Here is a 23902-nt window from a genome sequence, read left to right on the forward strand (position 1 = left end):
ACCCCCCGGCCCGGGTTCAGGACTCGCCGCCGCCGGCGGGGTCGTCCTCGGCGCGGGAGCGCTGGTCGTTCGCCACCGGGCCGTCGGTCACCTGGTATTCCCGCGGCTCGGCCTCGTGGGTGGGCGCCCAGTCGGCGCCGAGGCGGGTCCGTCGGGCGTTTGCCACGCCACCGGCGTACGTGCGGTGAAAGGTCATCGTTCATCCCCCATACCCCGGGTGAGCCACTCTGCCCACCCGCGTCGGGAGTCTCCCGTCTCCGGCTCGCGGAAACCGTAATGTGGATCACTCCATCAACGGAAATCCCTGGATGCCGGTGTGACGGGGGGCTCGATCGCGTCCAGCCGGTCGGCGGTGAGGTTCGTGACGCCCTCGTGCCGCTGCAGCCGCCCCCGCACCACAAGTGCTCCGCTGGTGCGGGCGATCCGACGGTATCTCTGCCACAGCCCCGGGGAGCAAGTGACATTGAGCATCCCGGTCTCGTCCTCCAGGTTGAGGAACGTGACGCCGCCGGCGGTCGCCGGGCGCTGCCGGTGGGTGACGATCCCGCCGACCCGGATCCGCTGCCCGGGCGGCACCTGGCCGAGCCGGGCGATCGGCACCGCGCCCAGTTCGTCGAGCCGATCCCGGATGAACCGGGCCGGGTGGCTCTCCGGGGACAGGCCGGTGGCCCAGACGTCGGCCACCAGGCGGTCCACCGCGGCCATGCCGGGCAGGGTGGGCGGGTCCGCGCCGGTCACCGTGCCGGGCAGCCGGCCGGGCCGGTCCTGGGCCGCCGCGCCGGCGGCCCAGAGGGCCTGCCGCCGGGTCAGCCCGAAACAGGCGAACGCGTCGGCGGTGGCCAGCGCCTCCAGCTGCGCGGCGGTGAGACCGACGCGGCGGGCCAGGTCCGGCATGTCCCGGTACGGCCCGTGCGCCGCGCGTTCCGCCTCGATCCGCTCGGCCACGTCGTCGCCGAGGGTACGGACGCTGCCCAGCCCGAGCCGCACCGCCGGGCCGTTCAGCCCCCAGGCGTGCGGCGGCTCGCCCGGCACGCTGCCCCACCGGGTCTGCGGGGTCGACTCCAGCACCGCCTTGGCGCCGCTGGCGTTGATGTCCGGCCGGCGCACCTCCACGCCGTGCCGGCGGGCGTCGTCGGCGAGCGTCTGCGGCGAGTAGAAGCCCATCGGCTGGGCGTTGAGCAGCGCGGCCAGGAACGGGCCCGGGTGGTAGCGCTTGAGCCACGAGCTGGCGTACACCAGGTAGGCGAAGCTCATCGCGTGGCTCTCCGGGAAGCCGTAGCTGGCGAACGCGGTGAGCTTGCGGTAGACGTCGTCGGCCAGCTCGCCGCTGATGCCCCGCTCGGCCATCCCGGCGTAGAGCCGATCGGCGATCTGCGCCATCCGCTCCACCGACCGCTTCGCCCCCATGGCCCGGCGCAGCTGGTCGGCGCCGGCCGCGTCGAACCCGGCCAGGTCGATGGCGAGCTGCATGAGCTGCTCCTGGAACAGCGGCACGCCGAGCGTCTTCTCCAGCGCGTTACGCATCAGCGGGTGCGCGTACGTGACCGGTTCCTGGCCGTTCTTACGCCGGATGTACGGGTGCACCGAGCCGCCCTGGATCGGGCCGGGCCGGATCAGCGCCACCTCCACCACCAGGTCGTAGAACTCGCGCGGCTTGAGCCGGGGCAGCGTGGCCATCTGGGCGCGGCTCTCCACCTGGAACACGCCCACCGAGTCGGCCCGGCAGAGCATGTCGTAGACCTCGGGGTCGTCCAGGTCCATGTCGCCCAGGTCGAGGCGGGATCCGATCAGGTCGTAGCCGTAGTGCAGCGCCGACAGCATGCCGAGGCCGAGCAGGTCGAACTTGACCAGGCCGACGGCGGCGCAGTCGTCCTTGTCCCACTGGAGCACGCTGCGGCCGGGCATCCGGCCCCACTCCACCGGGCACACCTCGATCACCGGCCGGTCGCAGATCACCATGCCGCCGGAGTGGATGCCCAGGTGCCGGGGGAACGTCTGCAGCTCGTTGGCGTACGCGACCACCTGCTCCGGGATGTCCGCCACGTCGACCGCGGCGACCGAGCCCCACCTGTCGATCTGCTTGCTCCAGGCGTCCTGCTGGCCGGGCGAGAAACCGAACGCCTTGGCCACGTCCCGCACCGCCGACCGGGGCCGGTACGAGATGACGTTGGCGACCTGGGCGGTGTGCTCCCGGCCGTAGCGGGCGTAGACGTGCTGGATCACCTCCTCCCGGCGGCCGGACTCGATGTCCACGTCGATGTCGGGCGGGCCGTCGCGTTCCGGGGCGAGGAACCGTTCGAACAGCAGCCGGTGCCGGACCGCGTCCACGTTGGTGATGCGCAGCGCGTAGCAGACCGCCGAGTTGGCCGCCGACCCCCGGCCCTGGCAGTAGATGTCCTGCGCGCGGCAGAACGCGACGATGTCGTAGACCACCAGGAAGTAGCCGGGGAAACCGAGGTCTTCGATCATCCGCAGCTCGTGTTCCAGCTGCGCGTACGCCTCCGGGTGCGCCTCGGGCGGGCCGTAGCGCTCGCGGGCGCCGTCCATGGTCAGCCGGCGCAGCCAGCTCATCTCGGTGTGCCCGGGCGGCACCGGGTACGCCGGCAGCTTCGGCGCCACGAGCTGGAGGTCGAAGGCGAGTTCCGCCCCGTACTCGGCGGCCCGCGCCACCGCGCCCGGGTACGCGGCGAACCGCGCCGCCATCTCCGCGCCGCTGCGCAGGTGGGCGGTGGCCGCGGCGGGCAGCCAGCCGTCGATCTCGTCGAGGCTGCGCCGGGCCCGGACCGCGGCGACGGTGGTGGCCAGCCGCCGCCGTCCCGGGGTGGCGTAGTGCACGTTGTTCGTGGCCACCGTGGGCAACCCGGCTGCGGCGGCCAGCTCGGCGAGCGCGTCGTTGCGGTCGGCGTCGACCGGGTGGCCGTGGTCGGTCAGCTCCACCGCCACCGTCTCCGCGCCGAACAGCGCGGTGAGCCGGTCCAGTTCCCGGGCCGCCGCGTCGACGCCCTCGGTGAGCAGCGCCGCGGGCACGGGCCCCTTTCGGCAGCCGGTCAGCACCAGCACGTGGTCCTTCAGCTCCGCCGCGATCTCCTCCAGCTCGCCGTAGACCGGGCGGCCCTTCTCCCCGCCGCGCAGCTGGGCGCGGGAGATGGTGGCGGCGAGGCGGGCGTACCCCTCGTGGCCGTGCGCGAGCACCAGCAGGTGCCGGCCGAGCGGGTCGGGTTCGCCGTTCTGCGGTCCGGGCAGCCCGAGGGACAGTTCCGCGCCGAAGATCGTCGGCAGCCGCAGCGCGCGGGCCGCCTCGGCGAAGCGCACCACGCCGTAGAAGCCGTCGTGGTCGGTGACGGCGAGCGCGGTCAGCCCGAGCCGGGCCGCCTCCTCGGCCAGTTCCTCCGGGTGGCTGGCCCCGTCGAGGAAGCTGAAGTTGGAGTGCGCGTGCAGCTCCGCGTAGGGCACCACGCCGTCCGGGCGGGCCAGCTCCGGCGGCTGGTATTCCTGGCGTTTGCGGCTCCAGGCCGGTGAGTCACCCCCGTCCGCGTCGACCGCGAGCGGGTCGACCACGTGCAGGTGCCGCTCGCCCTTGGCCCGCCCGCAGAGCACCTGCTCCAGCTTCGACCACGGCATCTTCGGGTTGTGGAAGCTCACCGGCGCCTCCCCCGCCCGAGATCTTGGTACGGAACGGCCCTCGGAGGGACACTTTCGTACCAAGATCTTCCAGCAGCGGCCCGCCGCTCAGTCATAGATCGCCTCCACCAGCCACTGCCCGCCCTCGACGGCGAGCAGCAGGGCGGCTCCGTCGGCCAGGCTCACCTGGAACCGGGCCCGGCGGCGCGCCTCGGCCGGCGCCCACCAGCGCTCGTCCACCGGCCACGGGCCGGCCCACCCGGTGATCTCGGCCGGGCGCCCGACGCCGACGGTGAGCCGGGCCGGCGCCGCGCTGACCGCCAGCCGGGCGCTCACCACGACCGGTTCCCCGGCGGAGTCACGCACGTCGGCCGGCAGCGGGGTGGGCAGCACCACGGCCGGCGACGGCGGCGGGATCCGCCCCGGCCACGGCGGCTCGGCCACCGCCCGGCCCCGGCCGGCCCGCCGCCGCGCACCACCCCCAGCGGGTACGACGACCGAGGCGGACGCGGCGCCCGGAGCGGAAGCGGCGGGCGGCGAGGGTGGCGGGCCGGGACGCGCGGGCACCCGCTCGTCGCCCCACGGGACCAGGCGCACCTGGTCGGCCGGGGAACGCCCGCCACCGAGCACGGCGGTGACCACCGCCTCGGGGCCGAGGATGCCCTGCACCCGGCTCAGCGCCCGGTGCGCCCGCTCCCGCTCCGCACCGGTCTCCCCCCACAGCCCGGGTTGCAGGCCCGCCTGGGCGAGCACCCCGTCGGGCACCAGTCGCAACCGGACGATCCCGGCGGTGGGCCGGGCCGCGCGCGTCCCGCCCCGGCCGTTGCTGCCGGAGAGCCAGCCGTCGAGCTGCCAGCGGACCCGGTCGGCGATGGCCGTGGCGGTGAGCAGGCCGTCGTGCCGCCAGACCCGGTGCAGCTCCTGGCCGTGCGCGGTGACCGCCTCGATGCCGAGGCGGGTGCAGGCCAGCCCGTACCCGGCCAGCCGCTCGTGCAGCCGCTCGGCGAGCGTGCGGGCGGCGAACGCGGCGGCGTCGACCCGGTCGATCGGCTCGTCGTGGTCGGCGGTGACGGTGAGGTCGGCGGGCGGCTGCCGGACCGCCAGCGGGCGGTCGTCCCGGCCGTCGGCGAGCCGGTGCGCCAGCGCCCCGTCGAAGCCGAACCGGGCCAGCACGTCCCCGGCCGGCAGCGCCGCGAACTCGCCGAGCGTGCGGACGCCGAGCCGGCGCAACAGGTCGGCCAGGGCGGGCCGGCCGAGCGCCTCGACCGGCCGGGCGGCCAGGAACTCGCGGGTGCCGCCGGGGTCCACGATCCGCCCCTCCCGGGCGGCCAGCCCGGCCGCGAACACCCCGTCGGCGATGCCGGCCTGGCTCTCCACCGCGCAGGCCTGCGCGACGTGCTCCACGATCCGCTCGGCCGCCGCCTCCTCGCCGCCGAGGTAGCGGCTCGGCCCCCGGGCCGCCGTGGCGCAGGCGCCGGGCCGGATCACCTCGACACCGGCGACCACCTCCTCCACGGCGGCCACCACCGGCTCGAACGCGCGTACGTCCCGGCCGGGGTCATGGTCGACCACCGTCAGGTGCGGGCAGCGCCCCTGCGCCTCGCGGCGGCGCAGCCCGCGCCGGATCCCCTCGGCGCGGGCCCGTTCGGAGCAGGCGATCACCCGGTTGGCGTGCAGCACCACGACCGGGTCGGTGGCGGGCACCCCGTCGACGATCTCGGCGGCGAGGACCGGCCAGTCCGGGCACCAGAGCAGCAGCGTCCGCTGCGGTGCGCCGCTCACGCCGGACCGGCCGCGGCGAGCGTACGGGCGGGTGGGGCGACCACGCGCAGCCGGCGCGACGGCGCGGCGGACGGGGCACCGAGCCCGGCCGATCGGGGGATCACCCGGGTCAGATCGTCGCCGGGCAGCCACACCTTGATCTCCTTCGGGCGGGCGGCGGCGCCCCGGCCCCGGGCCGAGACGGTCACCTCGCGGCGGCGCAGCCGGCCGCGACCGGGGCCGAGCCCCTGCCAGACGCCCCGGACCACCTGGAGCGTGACGTCCGCGCCGTCCCACCGCCCGTACGGGACGAGCACGCTTCCGCGCTGCCGGGCCCGGGCGGCCAGCCGGGTGGCGACCGAGGCGGAGACGGTGGCCGGCACGGCGGTGACCACCACGTCGACCCCGTCGATGAGCGCGGCGACCACAGTGGGCCACTCCGGCCCGGGGTCGGGCACCAGGGCCAGCCGGTCCAGGGCGATGCCCGCCTCGGCCGCAGCGCCCGCCCCGAAGGTGGGTACGCCCACCACGGCGCACCACGAGCCGGCCCGGGACGCCTCGGCGAGCAGCGCGAGGATCAGCGAGGTGGCGCCGCTGCGCCGGGGCTGGCCGGCGCCGACCGCGACGGTGCTGCCGCGTCGCAGCCCGCGGTTGGGCAGCAGCCCGGTCAGTTCGGCCCGGACGGGCAGCACCCGGTGGCCGCCGGCCGGGTCGGGCGCGCTCGCCGGTCGGACCAGGTCGGCCAGGGCGGCGGAACCGACCACCATGCGGCCCGCCATCGGACCAACCCCCCGTCGTGTTTCGCCACGGGCCTCGCCCGTGGATGGTGCTGTGTGGATCGTGTCGTGCGCGGCACGCGTGTGCCGTGGGTGCGGCGCCCGGCCACCCGGGGTCCCGCCGGTGGTGGCCGGGCGCCACGAATCAGGCGGCGGCTGCTCCGGGGCCGGGCGGGGTGCCGGAGACGCCGAGCCGCAGCGGGCGGGGCAGGCCGTCGAGCGCCGGCTGGTGTGCCAGGCCGAGTGCCGTCTCCACCACCGTCACGAACTCCTCGGCGGCACGCAGCAGGTCGTCGGCCTCCCGGGCGGTGACCACGCGGGGGATGCCGGCCTCGGCGGCGGCCCGCTTGCTCGCGCCGGCGGCGAAGTAGGCGGCCCACTCGTCCAGTTCGGGGGCGACGGTGGCGAGCAGCACCCAGACGCTGGTGATCCGGTGCCGGCGGGTCGGCGCGGGGCGGGCCCGGGCGGCGAGCACGGCGGCGGCGGCGCGTAGCGCCGCGAGGTGGGCGGCGGCGTACCGGAGGCCGTCGGGACGGGTGCGGGCGGCCTCGGCCAGCCCGTCGCGGGCCACCGCGAGCAACTGGGCGGGGGTGCGGTGCGGCAGCACGTGCGCGGGCACCGTGGGCGCCTGGGCCGGACTGGTCGGCATGGGTCTCTCCTCCGCGTATGGCCGGGGCGGGCGGTCGCGCGACGGGGAACGTCGCCCGGTCGCCCGGAGCGGTCGGTGCGGAGGAAGACGCACCTTGGTGGCGGCCGGCCGGATGTGGACGCTTCCCCACACCCACACCCGGCCGGCGTGCCGGCGGGTCCGTCGCCCGCCGCCCGGGGGTCGTGGGCGGCGGGCGACGACCTGCCTGACGGGCCCGGACTCGCGACTGTCCGAGACCCGGTGCGGCCCGCGGTGCCGCACCTCCCGGAAGCCGGTGCCGCGAAACACCGCTTCCGGAGCGTTCGACGGGTGCGCGACCGGCTCGGATCAGGCCGGGCCAGCCGGGGAGCTGAGCCTTGCCCTTCGAGCCGGAATCGGCTCCGAACCAGAATCGGCTCCGAACCAGAATCGAACACTCGTTCTAACTACCCTGACAGTACACCTCCCCACCGACGAAAACGCAACGTGTGACGCGCCAGGGACGCACGGGAGGGCGACGGCCCCCGGCGGGGCCGTACCGGGGTGGGGGAAGAATGGGTGCATGCAGCCACACCCGAACGTGCAGGCGGTGCAGCGCGCGCTCGACGACGCGGGCGCGCGGAACGGATCGGGCGGGGCCGGCCTCGTCCGGCTGCTGCCCGAGGCGGTGCACACCGCGGCCGCGGCGGCCGAGGCGCTCGGCGTCGCCGTCGGCGCCATCGCCAACTCGCTGGTCTTCGACGCGGACGACGCGCCGCTGCTGGTACTCACCTCCGGCGCGCACCGGGTGGACACCGCCGGGCTCGCCGCCACGCTGGGCGTGACCCACCTGCGCCGGGCCACCCCGGAGTTCGTCAAGCGGCACACCGGGCAGGTGATCGGCGGCGTCGCCCCGGTCGGCCACCCCGCGCCGCTGCGGACCGTCGTCGACACCGCCCTGGCCGGGTACGACGAGGTGTGGGCGGCCGGCGGCGTGCCCCGGGCGGTGTTCCCCACCACGTACGCGGAACTGCTGCGGATCACCACCGGCACCCCGGCCGAGGTGGCGTGAACCCCGGACTCGTCACGCTGCACGTGTGGCGTGTGCCCCGCCGGGCCGTACCCGGTGTGCCGGCCCGGATGGCCACCCACCCGGCGCGGCTGCGCCGCCTGCCCGGCGTGCGCTTCGCCAAGCTGCTCGGCACCGGGACCGGCACCGGCTTCGGCCCCGGCGACGCCGACCTGACCCGGTGGGCCGCGCTCGTGGTCTGGGACTCCCCCGCCGACGCGGCCGGCTTCGACACCTCACCGGTCGCCCGCTCCTGGGCCCGGATCGCCCGCACCGCGGTACGGGTGGACCTGCGCCCGCTGACCAGCCGCGGCCAGTGGTCCGGCCGGGAGCCGTTCGGCGCGCCGTCCGGCGGACGGGTCACCGGGCCGGTGCTGGCGCTGACCCGGGCCCGGCTGCGGGCCCGCCGCGCGGCCACGTTCTGGCGCGCGATCCCGCCGGTCGCCGCCGCGCTGCACACCGCGCCCGGGCTGCTCGCCCGGTTCGGCGTCGGCGAGGCGCCGCTGGGCTGGCAGGGCACGGTGAGCGTGTGGCGCGACCCGACGGACCTGGTCGCGTTCGCGTACCGTTCCCCGGAGCACCGCGCCGCGATCACCCGTACCCCCGCCGAGGGCTGGTACGCGGAGGAACTGTTCGCGCGGTTCGCGGTGGGCGACGTGGTCGGCGACCGTACGGTGCTCGGCTGGGCCGCCGCCGACGGCGACCCGGAAACATCGAGAGGGTACGCATGAGGCTGGTGCGCTGGACACCGGACGACCTGGTCCGGCGGCTGGACGACGTGGTGGCCGTCTACGGCGAGGCGATGGGCTACCGGCCCGACCTGCTGGAGGCCCGCCGCGGCTACATCGCCACCCACGTCCGCCGGCCCGGCTTCCGCGCCGTCGCCAGCCTGACCAGCGAGGGGCACCTGGCCGGTTTCGGGTACGGCTACCGGGGCGCCACCGGGCAGTGGTGGCACGACCAGGTGCACCGGGCGCTGAACGCGCAGGACCGGCAGCGCTGGCTGACCCACCCGTTCGAGGTGGTCGAGCTGCACGTCCGCCCGCCCGCGCAGGGGCACGGCCTGGGCGCCCGCCAGTTGCGCGCGCTGCTCGCCGTGGCCGAGGGTGACACCACGCTGCTGTCCACCCCGGAGGCCGACGAGGAGAAGTCCCGGGCCTGGCGGCTGTACCGCCGGTTCGGCTTCGTCGACGTCCTGCGCCACTTCCACTTCCCCGGCGACGAGCGGCCGTTCGGCGTGCTCGGCCGGGACCTGCCGCTCCCCCCGCCGGACGCCCCGTGAGCGCGAGGAGTGAGCCGGTTTTGCGAGCCCCGCAGTCGCGAACGAAAGGGCGACACAGTGAGCGCGAGGAGTGAGCCGGGTTTGCGAGCCCCGCAGTCGCGTACGAAAGGCGGCGCAGTGAAGGGCCGGCTGCCCTGGGCGCTGCTGGCCGTGCTGGTGCTCGCCCAGATCTGCTACCCGCTCACCGGCGGCGCGACCCGGGCCGGGCTCACCGTGGCCACCGTGGTGCTCGGCTGGCTGCTCTCGGTCGGCCACGCGCTGCTCACCCGTGGCGTCCGTACCGCCGTCGCACTGGTCGCGGTCGTCACCGGCGGCGGGTTCGCGGTGGAGGCGATCGGCGTGGCCACCGGGTTCCCGTTCGGCAGCTACGACTACTCCGGCGAGCTGGGCCCGAAGCTGGCCGGGGTGCCGCTGATCATCCCGCTCGCCTGGACCTGGATGGCCTGGCCGGCCTGGCTCACCGCGGTCCGGCTGGTCCGCTCCCGAGTCGCGCGGATCGCGCTCTCGGCGGTCGGGCTGGCCGCCTGGGACCTGTTCCTCGACCCGCAGATGGTGGCCGAGGGCTACTGGACCTGGCTCGACGCCACCCCGGCGCTGCCCGGGCTACCAGGCATCCCGGTCAGCAACTACCTCGGCTGGCTGGGCTTCGCGGTGCTGCTCGCAGTCGCGCTGCGCCCGCTCGCCGGGCCGTCGGCGGACCGGGTCGACGGCCGGGACGCCCCGATGTTCGCGCTCTACCTCTGGACGTACGCCTCCAGCGTGCTGGCGCACGCGGTGTTCCTGCGGCTGCCCGCGTCGGCGCTGTGGGGAGCGGCCGGGATGGCGGTGGCGGCGGTGCCGCTGGCGGTGACGCTGTGGCGGGCCCGTCAGGACCGGGCCGGCACGCCGGAGCCGGCGCGGCGCGTCGACGCCCCGGCATGATCGCCGCCCTCACGCTGGTCGTGGCGGTCGCCGCGCTCACCGGGCACACGCTCGTCAACGCGTACGCCTGGCTGCGCCGTCCCACCGCCGGCCCGGCCGAGGTGACCGAGCCGGTGGCGGTGCTGCTGCCGCTGCGCGACGAGGCCGAGCGGGTCACCCCGTGCCTGCGCGCGCTGCTGGCCCAGCGCGGCGTGCCGGACCTGCGGATCGTGGTACTCGACGACGGCTCGGCCGACGGCACCGCCGACGTGGTCCGCGCGGTGGCCGGCGCCGATCCCCGGGTCACGCTGCTCACCGGCGTCGCCCCGCCGCCCGGCTGGCTGGGCAAGCCGCACGCCTGCTGGCAGCTCGCCACCCGGACCGGCCCGGAACCGGCCGTGCTGGCCTTCGTCGACGCCGACGTGGTGCTCACCCCGTACGCGGTCGCGGCGGCGGTGGCCGAGTTGCGCGCGGCTGACGCGGCGCTGCTGTCGCCGTACCCCCGGATCGTGGTGCGGACGGCGGCCGACCGGCTGGTGCAGCCGTTGTTGCAGTGGTTGTGGCTGACGTTCCTGCCGCTGCGCGCGATGGAACGCTCGCGGCGGCCGTCGCTGGCCGCGGCGGGCGGGCAGTTCCTGGTCGTGGACCGGGCCGGCTACCTGCGGGCCGGCGGGCACGCGGCGGTGGCCGACAAGGTGCTGGAGGACATCGAGCTGGCCCGGGCGGTGAAGCGGGCCGGCGGCCGGATCGCGCTGGCCGACGGATCCCGGCTGGCGTCCTGCCGGATGTACGACACCTGGCCGCAGCTGCGCGACGGCTACACCAAGTCGCTGTGGGCGACGTTCGGGCACCCTGCCGCCGCGGCCGCCGTGCTGGCGCTGCTGTTCACGCTCTACGTCGCGCCGCCGCTGCTGGTTCTCGGGGCGCTGCTCGCCGGCGCGCCGGCGGTGGCCGCCGTGGCGTTCCTGGCCTACCTGGCCGGGGTCGCCGGGCGGGTGGTCAGCGCCCGCGCCACCGGCGGGCGGGCGTGGCCCGACGCGCTCGGCCACCCCGTGTCGGTCGTGGTCCTGGGTTGGCTGACCGTCCGGTCGTACCATCTGCGGAAGCGACACCGGCTCACCTGGCGGGGTCGCCCGGTCACCTAGGAGGGGCACGCCATGGCGCGCATCGTGGTCATCGGCGCCGGGGTGGGCGGGCTCGCCGCCGCCGCCCGGCTCGCGGTCACCGGGCACGAGGTCACCGTCCTCGAACGGGCCGGCACCGTCGGGGGCAAGCTCGGCCGGTACGCCCACCACACCCCGGAGGGGATGTGGCACTTCGACACCGGGCCGAGCCTGTTCACGCTGCCGCAGGTCTTCCACGACCTGTTCGAGGCGACCGGGGCGAAGCTCGACGAATACCTCGACCTGGTCCCGCTGGACCCGATCGTGCGGCACGTCTTCCCCGGCGGCGGGCAGGCGCTCGACTCCTGCGCCGACCCGGACGAGTTCGCCGCCCGGATCGGCACCGCGTTCGGCGACCGGTCCGCCGCCGACTGGCACGGGCTGTGGCGGCGCGCCGGCCGGGTGTGGGCGGCCTCGCACCGGGACATCCTGCGCCGTACCGTCGACTCGCCCCGCGACCTGGCCGCGCTGGCCTGGCGGCTGGGCGACCTGGCCGCCATCGGTCCCGGCCGCAGTCTGCGCGGGCTGGGCCGCCGCCACCTGTCCGACCCGCGGCTGCGGATGCTGCTGGACCGGTACGCCACGTACACCGGCGCCGACCCGCGCCGCGCCCCGGCCGCGCTCGTCGCCGTCCCCTACGCCGAGCTGGCGTACGGCGGCTGGTACCTGCGCGGCGGGCTGGGCACGCTCGCCGACGCGCTGCTGTCGCGCTGCCTGGACCTGGGCGTGGTGGTACGCACCGACGCCACCGTCACCCGGATCGACGCCGCGGGCGGGCGGGTGCACGGGGTACGCGTGGCCGGGTCGGCCACGCCGGTTCCGGCCGACGTGGTGGTGGCGAACGTGGACGCGCTCACGGTCTACCGGGATCTGCTGCCCGACCCGCGCCGGCTGGCCGCGCTCACCGACCGCAGCCTGGCCGGGTTCGTGCTGCTGCTGGGCGTACGCGGCGACTCCGGGCTGGCCCACCACACCGTGTTCTTCCCCCGCGACTACGACGCCGAGTTCGACGCCGTGTTCGGTGACCCGGGTCGCGGGGTGCGGGCCCGCCCGGCGCCCGACCCGACCGTGTTCGTCACCGCCGCCGACGACCCGGCGGTCCGCCCGGACGGTCACGAGGCGTGGTTCGTGCTGGTCAACGCGCCCCGGCACGGCACCGCCGCGGGCGCTGTGGACTGGCGGCGGCCCGGCCTGGCCGAGGCGTACGCGGACCGGATCCTCGACGTGCTGGCCGAGCGCGGGGCCGACGTGCGGGACCGGCTGGTGTTCCGGGAGATCCGCACCCCGGCCGATCTGGACGCGGCCACCGGCGCGCCGGGCGGGGCGATCTACGGCACCGCGGGCGGACTGCTGCGCCCGGCCAACCGGGGCCCGGCGGCCGGGCTCTGGCTGGTCGGCGGCTCCAGCCATCCGGGCGGCGGCCTGCCCATGGTCACGTTGTCCGCGGAGATCGTCGCCGAGGCGGTCGGCCCGGCCTGGTGATGGTGTAAGGAGGGGCACCTTCTTAACGCCTCCGGTAGAGGAAGGGCCCCTTCTTAACGCCGCGCTGACCGCCGCGCGGCCGCTGCGCGAGCGCGCGGCGGTCAGTCGGCGTCGACCAGGGCGCGACGGACGGCGGAGAGCAACTGACCGAGGCCGAACCCGGCGAGCAGCACCCAGACCGTGGTGGCCATGGTGATCGTGCCGGCGGTCAGGTCGGCGTCGATCAGGCCGGTGAGCCCGGCGACCAGCAGCCCGACCAGCGCGACACAGACCCGGGTGGGCCGCTCCCCCACGGTCACCGCGCCGATCTCGCGCATCCCGGCCGAGACCGCGCGCGCCCGCACGTACTCGTGCAGCCAGGACAGGCCGCCGGCCGCCGCGACCAGCGCGCCCGGCGCGCCGAGCAGCCAGAACGCGACCAGCCAGGCCACCTCGCCGAGCCGGTCGGCGACCGAGTCGTACACGTAGCCCAGCCGGGTGGTGCGGCCGGTCGCCACCGCCACCGCGCCGTCGACGCTGTCGGCCACGGCCGCCAGCAGCACGAACAACGCGCCCAGGAACGGCCCGTCGCCGGGCCGCTCCACGAACAGGGGTACGCAGAAGCAGAGCAGCACCCCGAACACGGTCACCGGGGTCGGGCCGACGCGCAGCCGGCCCAGCACGTAGCCCACGTGGTACGCGAAGCGCAGCCAGGCACGCACCACCGGCGCGGCGGTACGCGGGTCGAAGCCGCCGTGCAGCCGCGCCCACGCGGTCGCGTACTGGTCCCAGTTCAGCTGTGTGCCCACCACGGCTCAACCGTAGAAGCACGGCGCGGGTGTCGTGTGGCGGGTGGTCACACCCGGGCGGCGGCGCGCAGCCGCTGCCACACCTCCCGGGTCGCCGTGGACCGGTTGAGCGTGATGAAGTGGATCCCCGGCACGCCCTCGTCGAGCAGCTTCTCGCACATCTCGCTCGCCTGCTCCACGCCCAGGCGGCGGACCGCCTCCGGGTCGTCGGCCACCCGCTCGAACCGCTGCGCCAGCGCCGGTGGGAACGGCGCGCCGGACAGCTGCACCGAGCGTTCGATGGTGCCGATCTGGGTCACCGGCATCACCCCGGCCAGGATCGGCGTGTCGCAGCCGGCGGCGGCCACCCGGTCGCGCAGGCGCAGGTAGTCGTCGGCGTCGAAGAACATCTGGGTGATCGCGAACTCCGCGCCGGCCCGGCACTTGCGGACGAAGTACGCGGTGTCGCTGTCCACGTCCGGCGAGCGCGGGTGCTTGTACGGAAACGCGGCCACGCCGACGCTGAAGTCGCCGCTGTCACGGACCAGCCGGACCAGGTCCTCGGCGTACCGGACACCCTCGGGGTGGGCGATCCACTCGCCGCCCGGGTCGCCCGGCGGGTCACCCCGCACGGCCAGCACGTTGCGCACCCCGACCGAGGCCAGCCGGCCGATCACGTGCCGCAGCTCGGCCACCGAGTGGTTCACCGCGGTGAGGTGCGCCATCGGCAGCAGCGTCGTCTCGGTGGCGATCCGCTCGGTCACCGCGACTGTGGTGTCGCGGGTCGAGCCGCCCGCGCCGTAGGTGATCGACACGAACGACGGGCGCAGCGACTCCAGCTCGCGGATGGCCTGCCAGAGCAGCTTCTCCCCGGCCGGGGTCTTCGGCGGGAAGAACTCGAAGGAGAACGTGGGACGGCCGTCACGGATCAGCTCCCCGATGGCCGGCTGGGGATTGGGAAGGACCGAGGGAAGACCGAGCGCCACGGACCGACTGTAACCGGGACGTCATGCCGCATCGGGAATCTTCCCAGCCCGCGAACACCTGCCCCGCCGCGACGTCGTACCCCGGGGGTAGAAAGACGGCAGCGCGGTGGGGCGGCCGACGGCCGTTCCGGGGGCCCGCGCGGGGGTCGCCACGACGGCGACGCGCCGGCGCCACCACCTGGCCGGGCGTCCGCGTCGCCATCCGCGCCGTCGCCCCGGAGGTTCCGATGATCCCGTCCCCGCCACCGGGCCCGTGCCTGCTCGGGCCGCTGCTGGCGCAGTTGCGGGCCGCCCGTGGCTGGAGCCAGCAGCGGCTGGCCGCCGAGCTGTGCGCCGCCTCCGGCGTGCCCACGCTGACGCGCAACGAGGTGTCCCGCTGGGAGCGCCAGCTGCGGCTTCCCGGCGACTTCTGGTCCGCCTGGCTGGCGACGGTCCTGGGGGTGCCGGGCGAGTTGCTGGCCGAGGCCGCCGCCCGCAGCCGCCGGCTGGGCGTGGTGCCCGCGGCGGTCGGCCCGGCCGGATCCCGTGCCCGGCTGGCCCTGCTCACCCTCGCGTACCGCTGGGCGGCCGACCCGGGCGGCCGCATGCCGGCCGGCCCGTTCGCCGCCGCACCGCCGCTGCCCGGCCCTCCCGGACGGGACGCCGAGCACGGGCCCGTCGCGGACGAGCCCGTGTCGCTCGACGTCCCGCGCGGCCCGGACGACCCCGCCGGTGCCGGTCGTGACCTCCCGGTCGACGGGGTGACGCTCGCCACGCTGCGGCGCTGGGACGACCTGCTCGGCGGCGGCGACCTCGCCGGGCACGGTGCCCGCCGGCTGCGGCGGGCGGTCCGCGGCTACCGGCGCGCCGGGCCCGCCGGCCGGCGTGCGATGCTGCCCGCGCTCGCCGAGTCGGCGCAGCTCGCCGGGTGGCTGGCCGCCGACGCGGGCGACCTCGGCGGGGGCTTGGACGCGTACCGGCTGGCGCTGCGCGCGGCGGTGGCCGCCGGTCAGCCGCCGCTGGCCGGGTACGTGCTCGCGTCGGCCAGTCACCTGCTGGCCGACGCCGGCGACCCGGCCGGCGCGCTGGTCCTGGCCCGGATCGGGTACGCCGCCGGCCGCGCCACCGCCTCGCCCGGTCTGCGCGCGCTGCTGCTGCACCGGGTGGCGCTCGCCGCCGCGCTCGCCGGGCGTCCCCGTGCCGCCGGGCAGGCGCTGGCCGGTGCCGATCGGGCCGGCACGCCGGAGCCCGGCCGGGAGCCGCCCTGGCTCTACTGGGTCGACGCGGCCGAACTGGCGGCGATGACCGGGCGCACGCTCGTGGCGCTGGGCCGTCCGGCCGCCGCCGTGCCGCTGCTGACGCCGGTGGTGGACGCGCGGGGCCGCCCGCGCCGGTCGGCCGTGTACGGCGGCTGGCTGGCCCGCTGTCACCTGGGCCTGGGCGCGGTGCCCGAAGCGTGCGCGGTGGCCGGGGAGGCGCTGCTCGACGCGGTCCGGTCCGGCTCTCCCCGGGCTGTCGGCCAGCTCACCGCGTTCCGCCGCGGCCTGGCGCACGCGCCGCCCGGTCCGGCCACCAGGGGGTACGCGCGACTGCTCACCGCGGCCCGCCCGTACCTGCCGTCCGGCGTGGCCCGCCACCTGCGCGACCGTCCGCGCGGGTGAGCCACGAGGCACGCCGGGACGCCGGGCACGACGGGAACGGGTGTGAACCGCTAGCGTCGTGGCGTGACCCACGCTGCTCCCGTATCCCCCGTCGACCGTGCCGGCCTGCGCCAGCGGATCGACAAGGCGCTCACCGAGTTCCTCGCCGGCCAGCGCGGCTGGCTGACCGCCGTCGACGACGGCCTGCTGCCCGTCGCCGAAGCGATCGAGGCGTTCGTGCTGGGCGGCGGCAAGCGGCTGCGCCCGGCGTTCGGCTACTGGGGTTACCGGGGCGCGGGCGGGGTCGACTCCGACCAAGTGGTCGCCACCCTGGCCGCACTGGAGTTCGTGCAGGCCAGCGCTCTGATCCATGACGACCTGATGGACCGGTCGGACACCCGGCGCGGTGAGCCGGCGATGCACAGGCGGTTCGCCGCCCGGCACCGCACGGCCGCCTGGGGCGGCGACGCGGACTCCTTCGGCGACGCCGCGGCGATCCTGCTGGGCGACCTGTGCCTGGTCTGGTCCGACGAGCTGCTGCACTCCTCCGGCCTGCCGCCGGCCACCGTGGCCCGGGCCCGGCCGGTCTTCGACGAGATGCGCACCGAGGTGACCGTCGGGCAGTACCTGGACGTGTTGACCCAGGCCACCGGGGACACCTCGCTGGACCGGGCCGCGAAGGTGGCCCGGTACAAGTCGGCGAAGTACACGGTCGAGCGCCCGCTGCTGCTGGGCGCCGCGCTGGCCGGCGCGCCGCCCGAGGTGCACGCCGCGTACTCGGCGTACGGGCTGCCGCTGGGTGAGGCGTTCCAGCTCCGCGACGACGTGCTGGGGGTGTTCGGCGACCCGGAGCGCACCGGCAAGCCGGCCGGCGACGACCTGCGCGAGGGTAAGCGGACGTACCTGGTGGCGGCCGCCCTGGAGACGCTCGGCCCGGCCGGCCGGGAGGCGCTGCTGGCCGGGCTCGGGGTACCGGACCTGGACGCGGCCGGGGTGGACCGGCTGCGTGAGCTGATCACCACGAGCGGCGCGCTGGAGCGGGCCGAGCGGCACATCACCGCGCTCACCGAGAGCGCCCTGGCCGCGCTCACCGCTGTCGACCTGGACACCGAGGCCCGCCAGGCCCTGGTCGACCTGGCCATCGCCGCCACCCGCCGCCCCGCCTGACCCCCCTTCCCCCTCCCCCGCCCCCGTCCGCCCCCACGGCGGTCGATCATGAGGTTCGCGGCACTTTCGGAGATCGACTTCGCCGCCAACTTCATGATCGACGAAAACGGGAGCCGGGGGCGGGGGCGGGCTAGAAGGCGACGGCCTGGGCTCGGCGTTTGACCTCTCGGGCCAGGTCGCCGCCGAGGGCTACGGCGGGGGTGCCGGGAAGACTGGGGTCGTCCCGGTAGAGCCAGCGCAGCGCCTCCTCGTCGTCGTACCCGGCGTCGGCGAGCAGGTTGAGCACGCCGGGCAGGTGCTTGAGCACGGTGCGGTTGGCCACCAGGTCGGCCGGGATCCGGCGGACGCCGTCGCGGCGCACCGCGAGCAGCTCGCGGTCGCGGATCATCTGGTGCACCTTGCTGATCGACAGGTCCAGGCGCTCGGCCACGTCGGGCAGCGTCAGCCAGCCGGCCGGGTCGGCCGGTCCGGCCAGGTCGGGGCCGGTGTCGGCGGGTACGGAATCGGTCACCCGACCACCCTGCCACGTGCCCGCCGGAACCGGCGCACGGCACCCCCGCAGCGCGCCGGTCCACCCGTGTCCGGACCCGGCGGTAGCATCCTGTTCTCCGTTCACCCTTCCGACACATAGACTGCCTGCCGATGGACACACAGGTCGCCGACACGTTGCTGGGCTCGCTGATCGAGGGGCGCTACCGCATTCGCGGGCGCGTCGCCCGCGGCGGCATGGCGACCGTGTACACCGCCACCGACGAGCGCCTGGAGCGCACCGTGGCGGTCAAGATCATTCACCCGACCCAGGCGCCGCAGGCCAGGGCCCGGATGGCCGGCTTCGTCGAGCGCTTCACCGACGAGGCGAAGACGATCGCCCGGCTCACCCACCCGAACGTGGTGGCGGTCTACGACCAGGGCATCCACGCCGGCCTGCCGTATCTGGTGATGGAGTACGTCCGCGGCCGCACGCTGCGCGACGTGCTCGCCGAGCGCCGCCGGCTGAACCCGGACGAGGCACTCGCGATCACCGAGCAGATGCTCGCCGCGCTCGCCGCCGCGCACCGGGCGGGCCTGGTGCACCGCGACGTCAAGCCGGAGAACGTGCTCGTCGCCGAGGTGCCCACCGGCGGCAGCCGCAACCTGGTCGACAGCGTGGTCAAGGTGGCCGACTTCGGGCTGGCCCGGGCCGTCGAGGCCAGCGCCGAGGACGAGAACGGCAACCAGCTCATGGCGACTGTGGCGTACGTGGCGCCGGAGCTGGTCACCCAGGGCCACGCGGACCCGCGCACCGACGTCTACTCGGCCGGCATCGTGCTGTTCGAGATGCTCACCGGCCGGGTGCCCTACGACGGCGACCGTCCGGTGGAGGTCGCGTGGCAGCACGTCGACCGGGACGTACCGGCCCCGTCGACGCTGGTGCCGACGCTGCCGCCGGCTCTCGACGCGCTCGTCGCCCGGGCCACCCGGCGCGATCCGTCCGGCCGCCCGGCCGACGCCGCGGCGCTGCTGGGCGAGGTGCAGGCCGCCCGCGAGCAGCTGGGCGACCCGCACGCGCACACCACCGTGCTGCCGCAGCTCAGCGACGACACGGCGGTCCTGAGCCAGCCGACCCAGATGGTGGCCGCGCTCCAGCCGGTCGAGCGCCCCGCGTGGGCCCGGCTGCCCGAGAGCGGCGCCGCGCAGCGCCCGCACCGGCGCCGCGCCGTGGAGGAGGACGATCCGGGGACCGGGTTCGCCGCCCTGCGTACCCGGATCATGGGCTCGCCGCGCGGACGGCTGGCCGTCGCCGCGGCGGTCGTGGTGCTCGGCCTGGTCGCCGCGGTGGGTGGCTGGTGGTTCGGCGTCGGCCGCTACACGGTCGCGCCGCAGATGGTGAGCCTGACCAAGGCCGACGCGGAGGCGCAGGCCCAGCGCGGCGGCTTCACGCTGAAGTACGCCACTCCGCGCCACGACGAGCAGGTCCCCAAGGACACCGTGCTCGGGCAGTCTCCGGGCTCGGCCGCGCGAATCGTCAAGGGTGGCACGATCACGCTGACCCTGTCGCTCGGTCCGGAGCGGCTGCCGGTGCCGGACGTGGTGGGCAAGGACTACGCGCTGGCCCAGGCCGAGCTGGAGGGCGCCAACCTGGTCGTGGCCAAGGGCTCCTCCCGGTACGACGACACGCTGCCCTCTGGTGTGGTGCTGGCCACCGACCCGAAGGTGGGCACCGTGGTCAAGCCCGGGGCCAAGGTGACGGTGATCCTCAGCAAGGGTCGCGCACCGGTCACGGTGCCCGACCTGGTCGGCAAGAGCCTCGCCGAGGCGCGGACGATCCTCGCGCAGCTCGGGCTGAAGCCGGTGGAGAACGTCAAGGACTCCGACAAGCCGAAGGACGAGATCCTCGGCCAGAGCCCGGCCGACGGCACCGGTGTGGAGAAGGGCGCCCAGGTCAAGCTGGAGATCAGCAAGGGCCCGCCGCAGGTGGCCGTCCCTCGGGTGATCGACATGCCCTGCCAGCAGGCCAAGCAGACGCTGGAGAGCCAGGGCTTCCCGGTCAACGTCCAGCTCAACCCGAACGGCATCGCCCGGCTGCAGAACCCGGCCGAGAACACGCCGGTGCCACCGGGTACGACCGTCACTGTGACGTGCCTGTGAGCGCAGGTGACGGACGCCGGCGGGTGGGGTCGCACACCCCCACCTCCGGCGGCCTGGGCCGGGCGGCCCTCCCGTACGCGGACGCGGCCGAGTCCGAGGTGGTGCAGGTCTACGTGTCGAACTCGCGCGGCTGGGCGCTGCCGGCCGGCGACCCGGCGCAGGACGCGTCGTTCCGCGACGGGTGCGGTGAGCGCGGACTGCCCGTGTTCATCCACGCGTCGCTGCTGGTCAACCTCGGCTCCCCCACCCCGGCGACGGTGACCCGGTCGGCGGAGACGCTGGCGCACGCGCTGCGGCGGGGCCGGGCGATCGGCGCCGAGGGCGTGGTGTTCCACGCCGGCAGCTCTGTCGACGCCGGTCACGCCGAGGCGGCGCTGCGGCAGGTCCGCGAGGCGCTGCTCCCGCTGCTCGACGAGATCGCGGCCACCGGCGGGCCGATGCTGCTGGTCGAGCCGAGCGCCGGGGGCGGCCGGTCACTGGCGTCCCGGGTCGAGCACCTCGGTCCCTACCTGGACGCGGTCGACCGGCACCCGATGCTCGGGGTCTGCTTCGACACCTGTCACGCCTGGGCGGCCGGTCACGACCTGGCCGCCGAGGGCGGCATGACCGCCACGCTCGACACGCTGGTCGCCACAGTGGGGGCGGACCGGCTGCGGCTGGTGCACGCGAACGACTCGAAGGATCTGTGCGGCTCCACCCGGGACCGGCACGAGAACATCGGCAAGGGCACCATCGGCGAGCCGGCGTTCGCCGAGCTGATGCGCCACCCGGCGACCGCCGGGGTGCCAGTGCTGGTGGAGACCCCCACGGAGAAGCACATCGGCCACGCCGCCGACATCGCCACCCTGAAGCGCCTCCACCCCTGACGGCTCCGCCCGCCACTCCCCTCCCCGCACGGCTCCGTTGATCAAGGAGTTTGCGTCCCGCTACGGCGCGGATCCGGACACGAACTCCTTGATCACCGCCGAGATGGGCGGGTCAGGCGCGCAGGGCGGTGTCCAGGATGGTGGCGGCGCGGTCGATCTGCGCGTCGGTGACGTCCAGGTGGGTGACCAGCCGGGCGGTACGCGGGCCGAGCACCGAGATCAGCAGCCCCTCCGCCCGCGCGGCCGCCGCCAGCGCGTGCGCGTCCAGCGGGTGCTTGGTCAGGTCCAGCGGCACGATGTTGGTCCGCACCACCGATGCGAGCACCCCGTGCGGGGCGACCGCCTCGGCCAGCCGGGCCGCCTTCACGTGGTCGTCGGCGAGCCGCTCGACGTGGTGCGCCAGCGCGTACCGGCCCGCGGCGGCGAGAACCCCGACCTGCCGCATGCCGCCGCCCATCCGCTTGCGCAGGAACCGCGCCCGGGCGATCTTCTCCGCGCCGCCCACGATCAGCGAGCCGACCGGCGCGCCGAGGCCCTTGGAGAGGCAGACCGAGAGCGTGTCGAACAGCACGCCGTACTCGGCAAGCGGCACCCCGTCGGCGACGTGCGCGTGCCAGATCCGCGCGCCGTCGCAGTGCAGCGCCACCCCGTGCTCGTCGGCGACCTCGCGCATCCGGTGCAGCGTCGGCAGCGGGATCACCCCGCCGCCGCCCCGGTTGTGGGTCTGCTCCACCGCGATCGCCCGGGTGGGCACCGCGAAGTAGCCGTCCGGCCGGATCATCCCGGCGACCACGTCGGGGTCCAGCTCCGCGCCCACCGCGGGCCACGTCCGCGAGGAGATCCCGCCGTACGCGGCGGCGGCGCCGACCTCGTACGTGACCACGTGCGCGTCGGCGTCGCAGAGCAGCTCGTCGCCGGGCGGCACGTGCAACTGGAGCGCGATCTGGTTGGCCATCGAGCCGCTGGGGGCGAACAGCGCCGCCTCGTGACCGAACAACGCGGCCACCTCGATCTCCAGCGCGGTGACCGTCGGATCCTCGCCGTAGACGTCGTCGCCCACCTCGGCGGTGGCCATCGCCTCCCGCATCCCCGGCGTCGGCCGGGTCACGGTGTCCGTCCGCAGATCGATGACCTCACCCACGGAGCATCTCCGCCACCAGGAACGCCAACTCCAGCGACTGCTGGGTGTTCAGCCGGGGGTCGCAGGCGGTCTCGTACCGGTCGGGCAGGTCGAGGTCCTCGATGCCCTGGGCGCCGCCGAGACACTCGGTGACGTCCTCGCCGGTCAGTTCGACGTGCAGGCCGCCCGGGTGGGTGTCCAGGCCCCGGTGCACCTCGAAGTAGCCGAGCACCTCGTCGACGATCCGGTCGAAGTGCCGGGTCTTGTAGCCGTTCGAGGACTCGTGCGTGTTGCCGTGCATCGGGTCGCACTGCCACACGACCTTCGCCCCGGCGGCGGTGACCTTGGCGACGATCGGCGGCAGCGCGTCGCGGACCCGGTGGTTGCCCATCCGGCTGATCAGCGTGAGCCGGCCCGGGACGTTGTCCGGGTTGAGCTTCTCGCAGAGTTCGATCGCCTCGTCCGGGGTGGTCGTCGGGCCGAGCTTGACGCCGATCGGGTTGGCGATGCGGGAGATGAAGTCGATGTGCGCGCCGTCGATCTGCCGGGTCCGCTCACCGATCCAGAGGAAGTGCCCGGACAGGCCGTACGCCCTGCCGTTGGAGATCCGGGTCAGCGCCCGGTCGTACTCCAGCGCCAGCGCCTCGTGCGAGCAGTGCAGCGTGACGGTGCGCAGCGCCTCGTCGTCGGTCATCCCGCAGGCCCGGATGAAGGCGAGCGCCCGATCGATCTCGCGGGCGATCGCGTCGTAGCGCTCGCCGGCCGGGGACCGCCGGACGAAGTCCTTGTTCCAGTCGTGCACGGCGTGCAGGTCGGCCAGCCCTCCGGCCAGGTACGCCCGGAGCATGTTCATCGCGGCGGCCGAGTTGGCGTACGCCCGGATCATGCGCTGCGGGTCGGCGACCCGCGCCTCCGGCGTGGCCTCCAGGGAATTGATCATGTCGCCGCGGTAGGCGGGCAGGCCGCGGGCGTCGGTCGGCAGGGATCGGGGCTTGGTGTACTGGCCGGCGACCCGGGCGACCTTGACCACCGGCAGCGACGCGCCGTAGGTGAGCACGATGGCCATCTGGAGCAGCGTGCGGGCGTTGGCGAGCAGATGGCTCTCGGTGTTGTCGGCGAAGGTCTCCGCGCAGTCGCCGCCCTGGAGCAGGAACGCCTTGCCCTCGCAGACCAGCGCGAGCCGCTGCCGCAACTGGTCGACCTCGTAGGGCGCGACCACCGAGGGCACCGTGTCGAGCACCCGGCAGACCTCGGCCACCTGGGCCGGGTCGTCCCAGGGTGGGGTCTGTGCGCGCGGCAGCTCCCGCCAGCGGTCGAGACCGAGGGCAGCGTCCTCGGCGGAGTCGGCGGTCGGGCGGCTGGTCTGCAGACCAGGGCTGCCCACGGCGGGGTGACTCAGCTGATGCCACTCATGGCGCATGAAGGAAAGCGTACGGCGACCGTCGCGATCACTCGCCGCCGAGGGGGATGGTTCCGGTCACTGGGAGGGCACCGGCGGCGGCCCCGAGGGGCTGACGTCCGGATCGACCGTCCCGTCGCCGGGCACCTCGCCGGAGATGCACCAGTCCGCGCCGCTACGGGTGACGGTGAACAGCAGCGCCCGGACGGCCTTGCGCGAGCCGGCGGCAACAGTGATCGAGGCGCTGACCTCCTGGCCGTTCGGCCCGGAGCGGACCTCGGTGATGGTCGCCTGCGGCACCGTGAAGTGGTCGGCGAAGTCGCCGTTCGGGCCGGTGGCGGCGGAGTCGAAGGCGGCGTGCATGGGCGCGCAGAGCTGGCTGCGACCGGCGGCCGCGTCGCGGGCGGTGAGCGCGTCCAGGTACGCCTGCACGCGGTCCCGGCTCTTGGCCGCCGCCTCCTCGGCCGGCGCCTTCCCGCTGGGCGGCGTGTCTCCGCCGTCCTGGCCGCCCGAGCCGCAGGCGGCCAGGGCCGCCGGCAGGAGCGCGAGGAGGGCGAGCCCGGCGAACCGGCCCCGGTGGCTGCGACCCATCTGTCCTCCCGTCGTGGACTCGTCGAGCGGCGAGTGTGCCACACCCGGCCCGCGTTGCCGGGTGACTCCCCATCCTGACCCGGATCGGCGCGCACGGC

Annotated in this window: 21 protein-coding genes; 10 read left to right on the forward strand and 11 right to left on the reverse strand. The window is 75.7% G+C overall.

Features of this window, described 5'->3' with window-relative positions; translation table 11 throughout:
• Positions 1-16: 16 nt before the first annotated feature.
• From KSK32_RS02800 to KSK32_RS02820, 5 genes are all read right to left on the reverse strand, one after another.
• Positions 17-196 carry a hypothetical protein gene (locus tag KSK32_RS02800; protein ID WP_030500224.1) on the reverse strand — a complete coding sequence of 60 codons (180 nt, stop codon included), beginning with the start codon at positions 194-196 and terminating at the stop codon, positions 17-19.
• Positions 197-291: 95 nt separating this feature from the next.
• A complete protein-coding gene (locus KSK32_RS02805; protein WP_216928287.1) occupies positions 292-3642 on the reverse strand; it encodes an error-prone DNA polymerase in 3351 nt (1116 codons plus the stop codon).
• An 87-nt stretch (positions 3643-3729) separates the two neighbouring features.
• The gene (locus KSK32_RS02810; RefSeq protein ID WP_216928288.1) at positions 3730-5403 is read right to left on the reverse strand and encodes a DNA polymerase Y family protein; all 1674 of its coding nucleotides are present in this window, start codon (positions 5401-5403) and stop codon (positions 3730-3732) included.
• Complete coding sequence (locus KSK32_RS02815; protein WP_216928289.1) at positions 5400-6161, reverse strand: hypothetical protein; 762 nt, start codon at positions 6159-6161, stop codon at positions 5400-5402. Before KSK32_RS02815 ends, KSK32_RS02810 begins: the two co-directional genes overlap by 4 nt.
• A 142-nt stretch (positions 6162-6303) precedes the next feature.
• Positions 6304-6807: an SAV_6107 family HEPN domain-containing protein gene (locus tag KSK32_RS02820; protein WP_216928290.1), complete on the reverse strand. Its 504-nt coding sequence runs from the start codon at positions 6805-6807 to the stop codon at positions 6304-6306.
• A gap of 541 nt (positions 6808-7348) precedes the next feature.
• Here KSK32_RS02820 and KSK32_RS02825 point away from each other — a divergent pair.
• The 6 genes from KSK32_RS02825 (at position 7349) to KSK32_RS02850 (ending at position 12661) form a co-directional block, all read left to right on the forward strand.
• Complete coding sequence (locus KSK32_RS02825) at positions 7349-7837, forward strand: YbaK/EbsC family protein (protein WP_216928291.1); 489 nt, start codon at positions 7349-7351, stop codon at positions 7835-7837.
• Entirely contained in the window at positions 7834-8565 is a 732-nt protein-coding gene (locus KSK32_RS02830) for a monooxygenase (protein WP_216928292.1), read from the forward strand. Before KSK32_RS02825 ends, KSK32_RS02830 begins: the two co-directional genes overlap by 4 nt.
• A complete protein-coding gene (locus KSK32_RS02835; RefSeq protein WP_208577003.1) occupies positions 8562-9116 on the forward strand; it encodes a GNAT family N-acetyltransferase in 555 nt (184 codons plus the stop codon). Before KSK32_RS02830 ends, KSK32_RS02835 begins: the two co-directional genes overlap by 4 nt.
• Positions 9117-9233: 117 nt before the next feature.
• On the forward strand, positions 9234-10037 hold the full coding sequence (locus tag KSK32_RS02840) for a carotenoid biosynthesis protein (protein WP_216928293.1): 804 nt from the start codon (positions 9234-9236) through the stop codon (positions 10035-10037).
• Positions 10034-11161, forward strand: a complete 1128-nt coding sequence (locus KSK32_RS02845; protein ID WP_216928294.1) for a glycosyltransferase family 2 protein — start codon at positions 10034-10036, stop codon at positions 11159-11161. Before KSK32_RS02840 ends, KSK32_RS02845 begins: the two co-directional genes overlap by 4 nt.
• A 12-nt stretch (positions 11162-11173) precedes the next feature.
• Entirely contained in the window at positions 11174-12661 is a 1488-nt protein-coding gene (locus KSK32_RS02850; protein ID WP_216928295.1) for an NAD(P)/FAD-dependent oxidoreductase, read from the forward strand.
• A 101-nt stretch (positions 12662-12762) separates the two neighbouring features.
• On the opposite strand, the gene KSK32_RS02855 is transcribed toward KSK32_RS02850, so the two are convergent.
• The gene (locus tag KSK32_RS02855) at positions 12763-13452 is read right to left on the reverse strand and encodes a CDP-alcohol phosphatidyltransferase family protein (protein ID WP_216928296.1); all 690 of its coding nucleotides are present in this window, start codon (positions 13450-13452) and stop codon (positions 12763-12765) included.
• 44 nt (positions 13453-13496) lie between these two features.
• Entirely contained in the window at positions 13497-14414 is a 918-nt protein-coding gene (gene metF / locus KSK32_RS02860; protein ID WP_216928297.1) for a methylenetetrahydrofolate reductase [NAD(P)H], read from the reverse strand.
• A 227-nt stretch (positions 14415-14641) separates the two neighbouring features.
• On the opposite strand from metF, the gene KSK32_RS02865 reads away from it, so the two are divergent.
• Together KSK32_RS02865 and KSK32_RS02870 are read left to right on the forward strand one after the other, a co-directional pair.
• On the forward strand, positions 14642-16054 hold the full coding sequence (locus KSK32_RS02865) for a helix-turn-helix transcriptional regulator (RefSeq protein ID WP_216928298.1): 1413 nt from the start codon (positions 14642-14644) through the stop codon (positions 16052-16054).
• A gap of 63 nt (positions 16055-16117) precedes the next feature.
• Positions 16118-17200, forward strand: coding sequence for a polyprenyl synthetase family protein (locus KSK32_RS02870; protein ID WP_216928299.1), 1083 nt, complete (start codon positions 16118-16120; stop codon positions 17198-17200).
• A 130-nt stretch (positions 17201-17330) separates the two neighbouring features.
• Here the strand turns inward: KSK32_RS02870 and KSK32_RS02875 are convergent, their stop codons facing one another.
• Positions 17331-17711 carry an Rv2175c family DNA-binding protein gene (locus KSK32_RS02875; RefSeq protein WP_216928300.1) on the reverse strand — a complete coding sequence of 127 codons (381 nt, stop codon included), beginning with the start codon at positions 17709-17711 and terminating at the stop codon, positions 17331-17333.
• Positions 17712-17842: 131 nt separating this feature from the next.
• On the opposite strand from KSK32_RS02875, the gene KSK32_RS02880 reads away from it, so the two are divergent.
• Positions 17843-19828, forward strand: a complete 1986-nt coding sequence (locus KSK32_RS02880; protein WP_216928301.1) for a Stk1 family PASTA domain-containing Ser/Thr kinase — start codon at positions 17843-17845, stop codon at positions 19826-19828.
• On the forward strand, positions 19825-20694 hold the full coding sequence (locus tag KSK32_RS02885; protein WP_216935758.1) for a deoxyribonuclease IV: 870 nt from the start codon (positions 19825-19827) through the stop codon (positions 20692-20694). The genes KSK32_RS02880 and KSK32_RS02885 overlap by 4 nt, the downstream gene beginning before the upstream one ends.
• Before the next feature lie 112 nt (positions 20695-20806).
• Here the strand turns inward: KSK32_RS02885 and KSK32_RS02890 are convergent, their stop codons facing one another.
• The 3 genes from KSK32_RS02890 to KSK32_RS02900 are packed head-to-tail and all read right to left on the reverse strand — an operon-like array spanning position 20807 to position 23804.
• On the reverse strand, positions 20807-21835 hold the full coding sequence (locus KSK32_RS02890; protein ID WP_216928302.1) for a low specificity L-threonine aldolase: 1029 nt from the start codon (positions 21833-21835) through the stop codon (positions 20807-20809).
• Positions 21828-23234 carry a class II 3-deoxy-7-phosphoheptulonate synthase gene (locus tag KSK32_RS02895; protein ID WP_216928303.1) on the reverse strand — a complete coding sequence of 469 codons (1407 nt, stop codon included), beginning with the start codon at positions 23232-23234 and terminating at the stop codon, positions 21828-21830. Before KSK32_RS02895 ends, KSK32_RS02890 begins: the two co-directional genes overlap by 8 nt.
• 57 nt (positions 23235-23291) lie before the next feature.
• Positions 23292-23804, reverse strand: a complete 513-nt coding sequence (locus KSK32_RS02900; protein ID WP_216928304.1) for a hypothetical protein — start codon at positions 23802-23804, stop codon at positions 23292-23294.
• Between the last annotated feature and the right edge of the window lie 98 nt (positions 23805-23902).

This window comes from Micromonospora sp. WMMB482 (assembly GCF_019038635.1).
GTDB classification, from domain to species: Bacteria; Actinomycetota; Actinomycetes; order Mycobacteriales; family Micromonosporaceae; genus Micromonospora; species Micromonospora marina.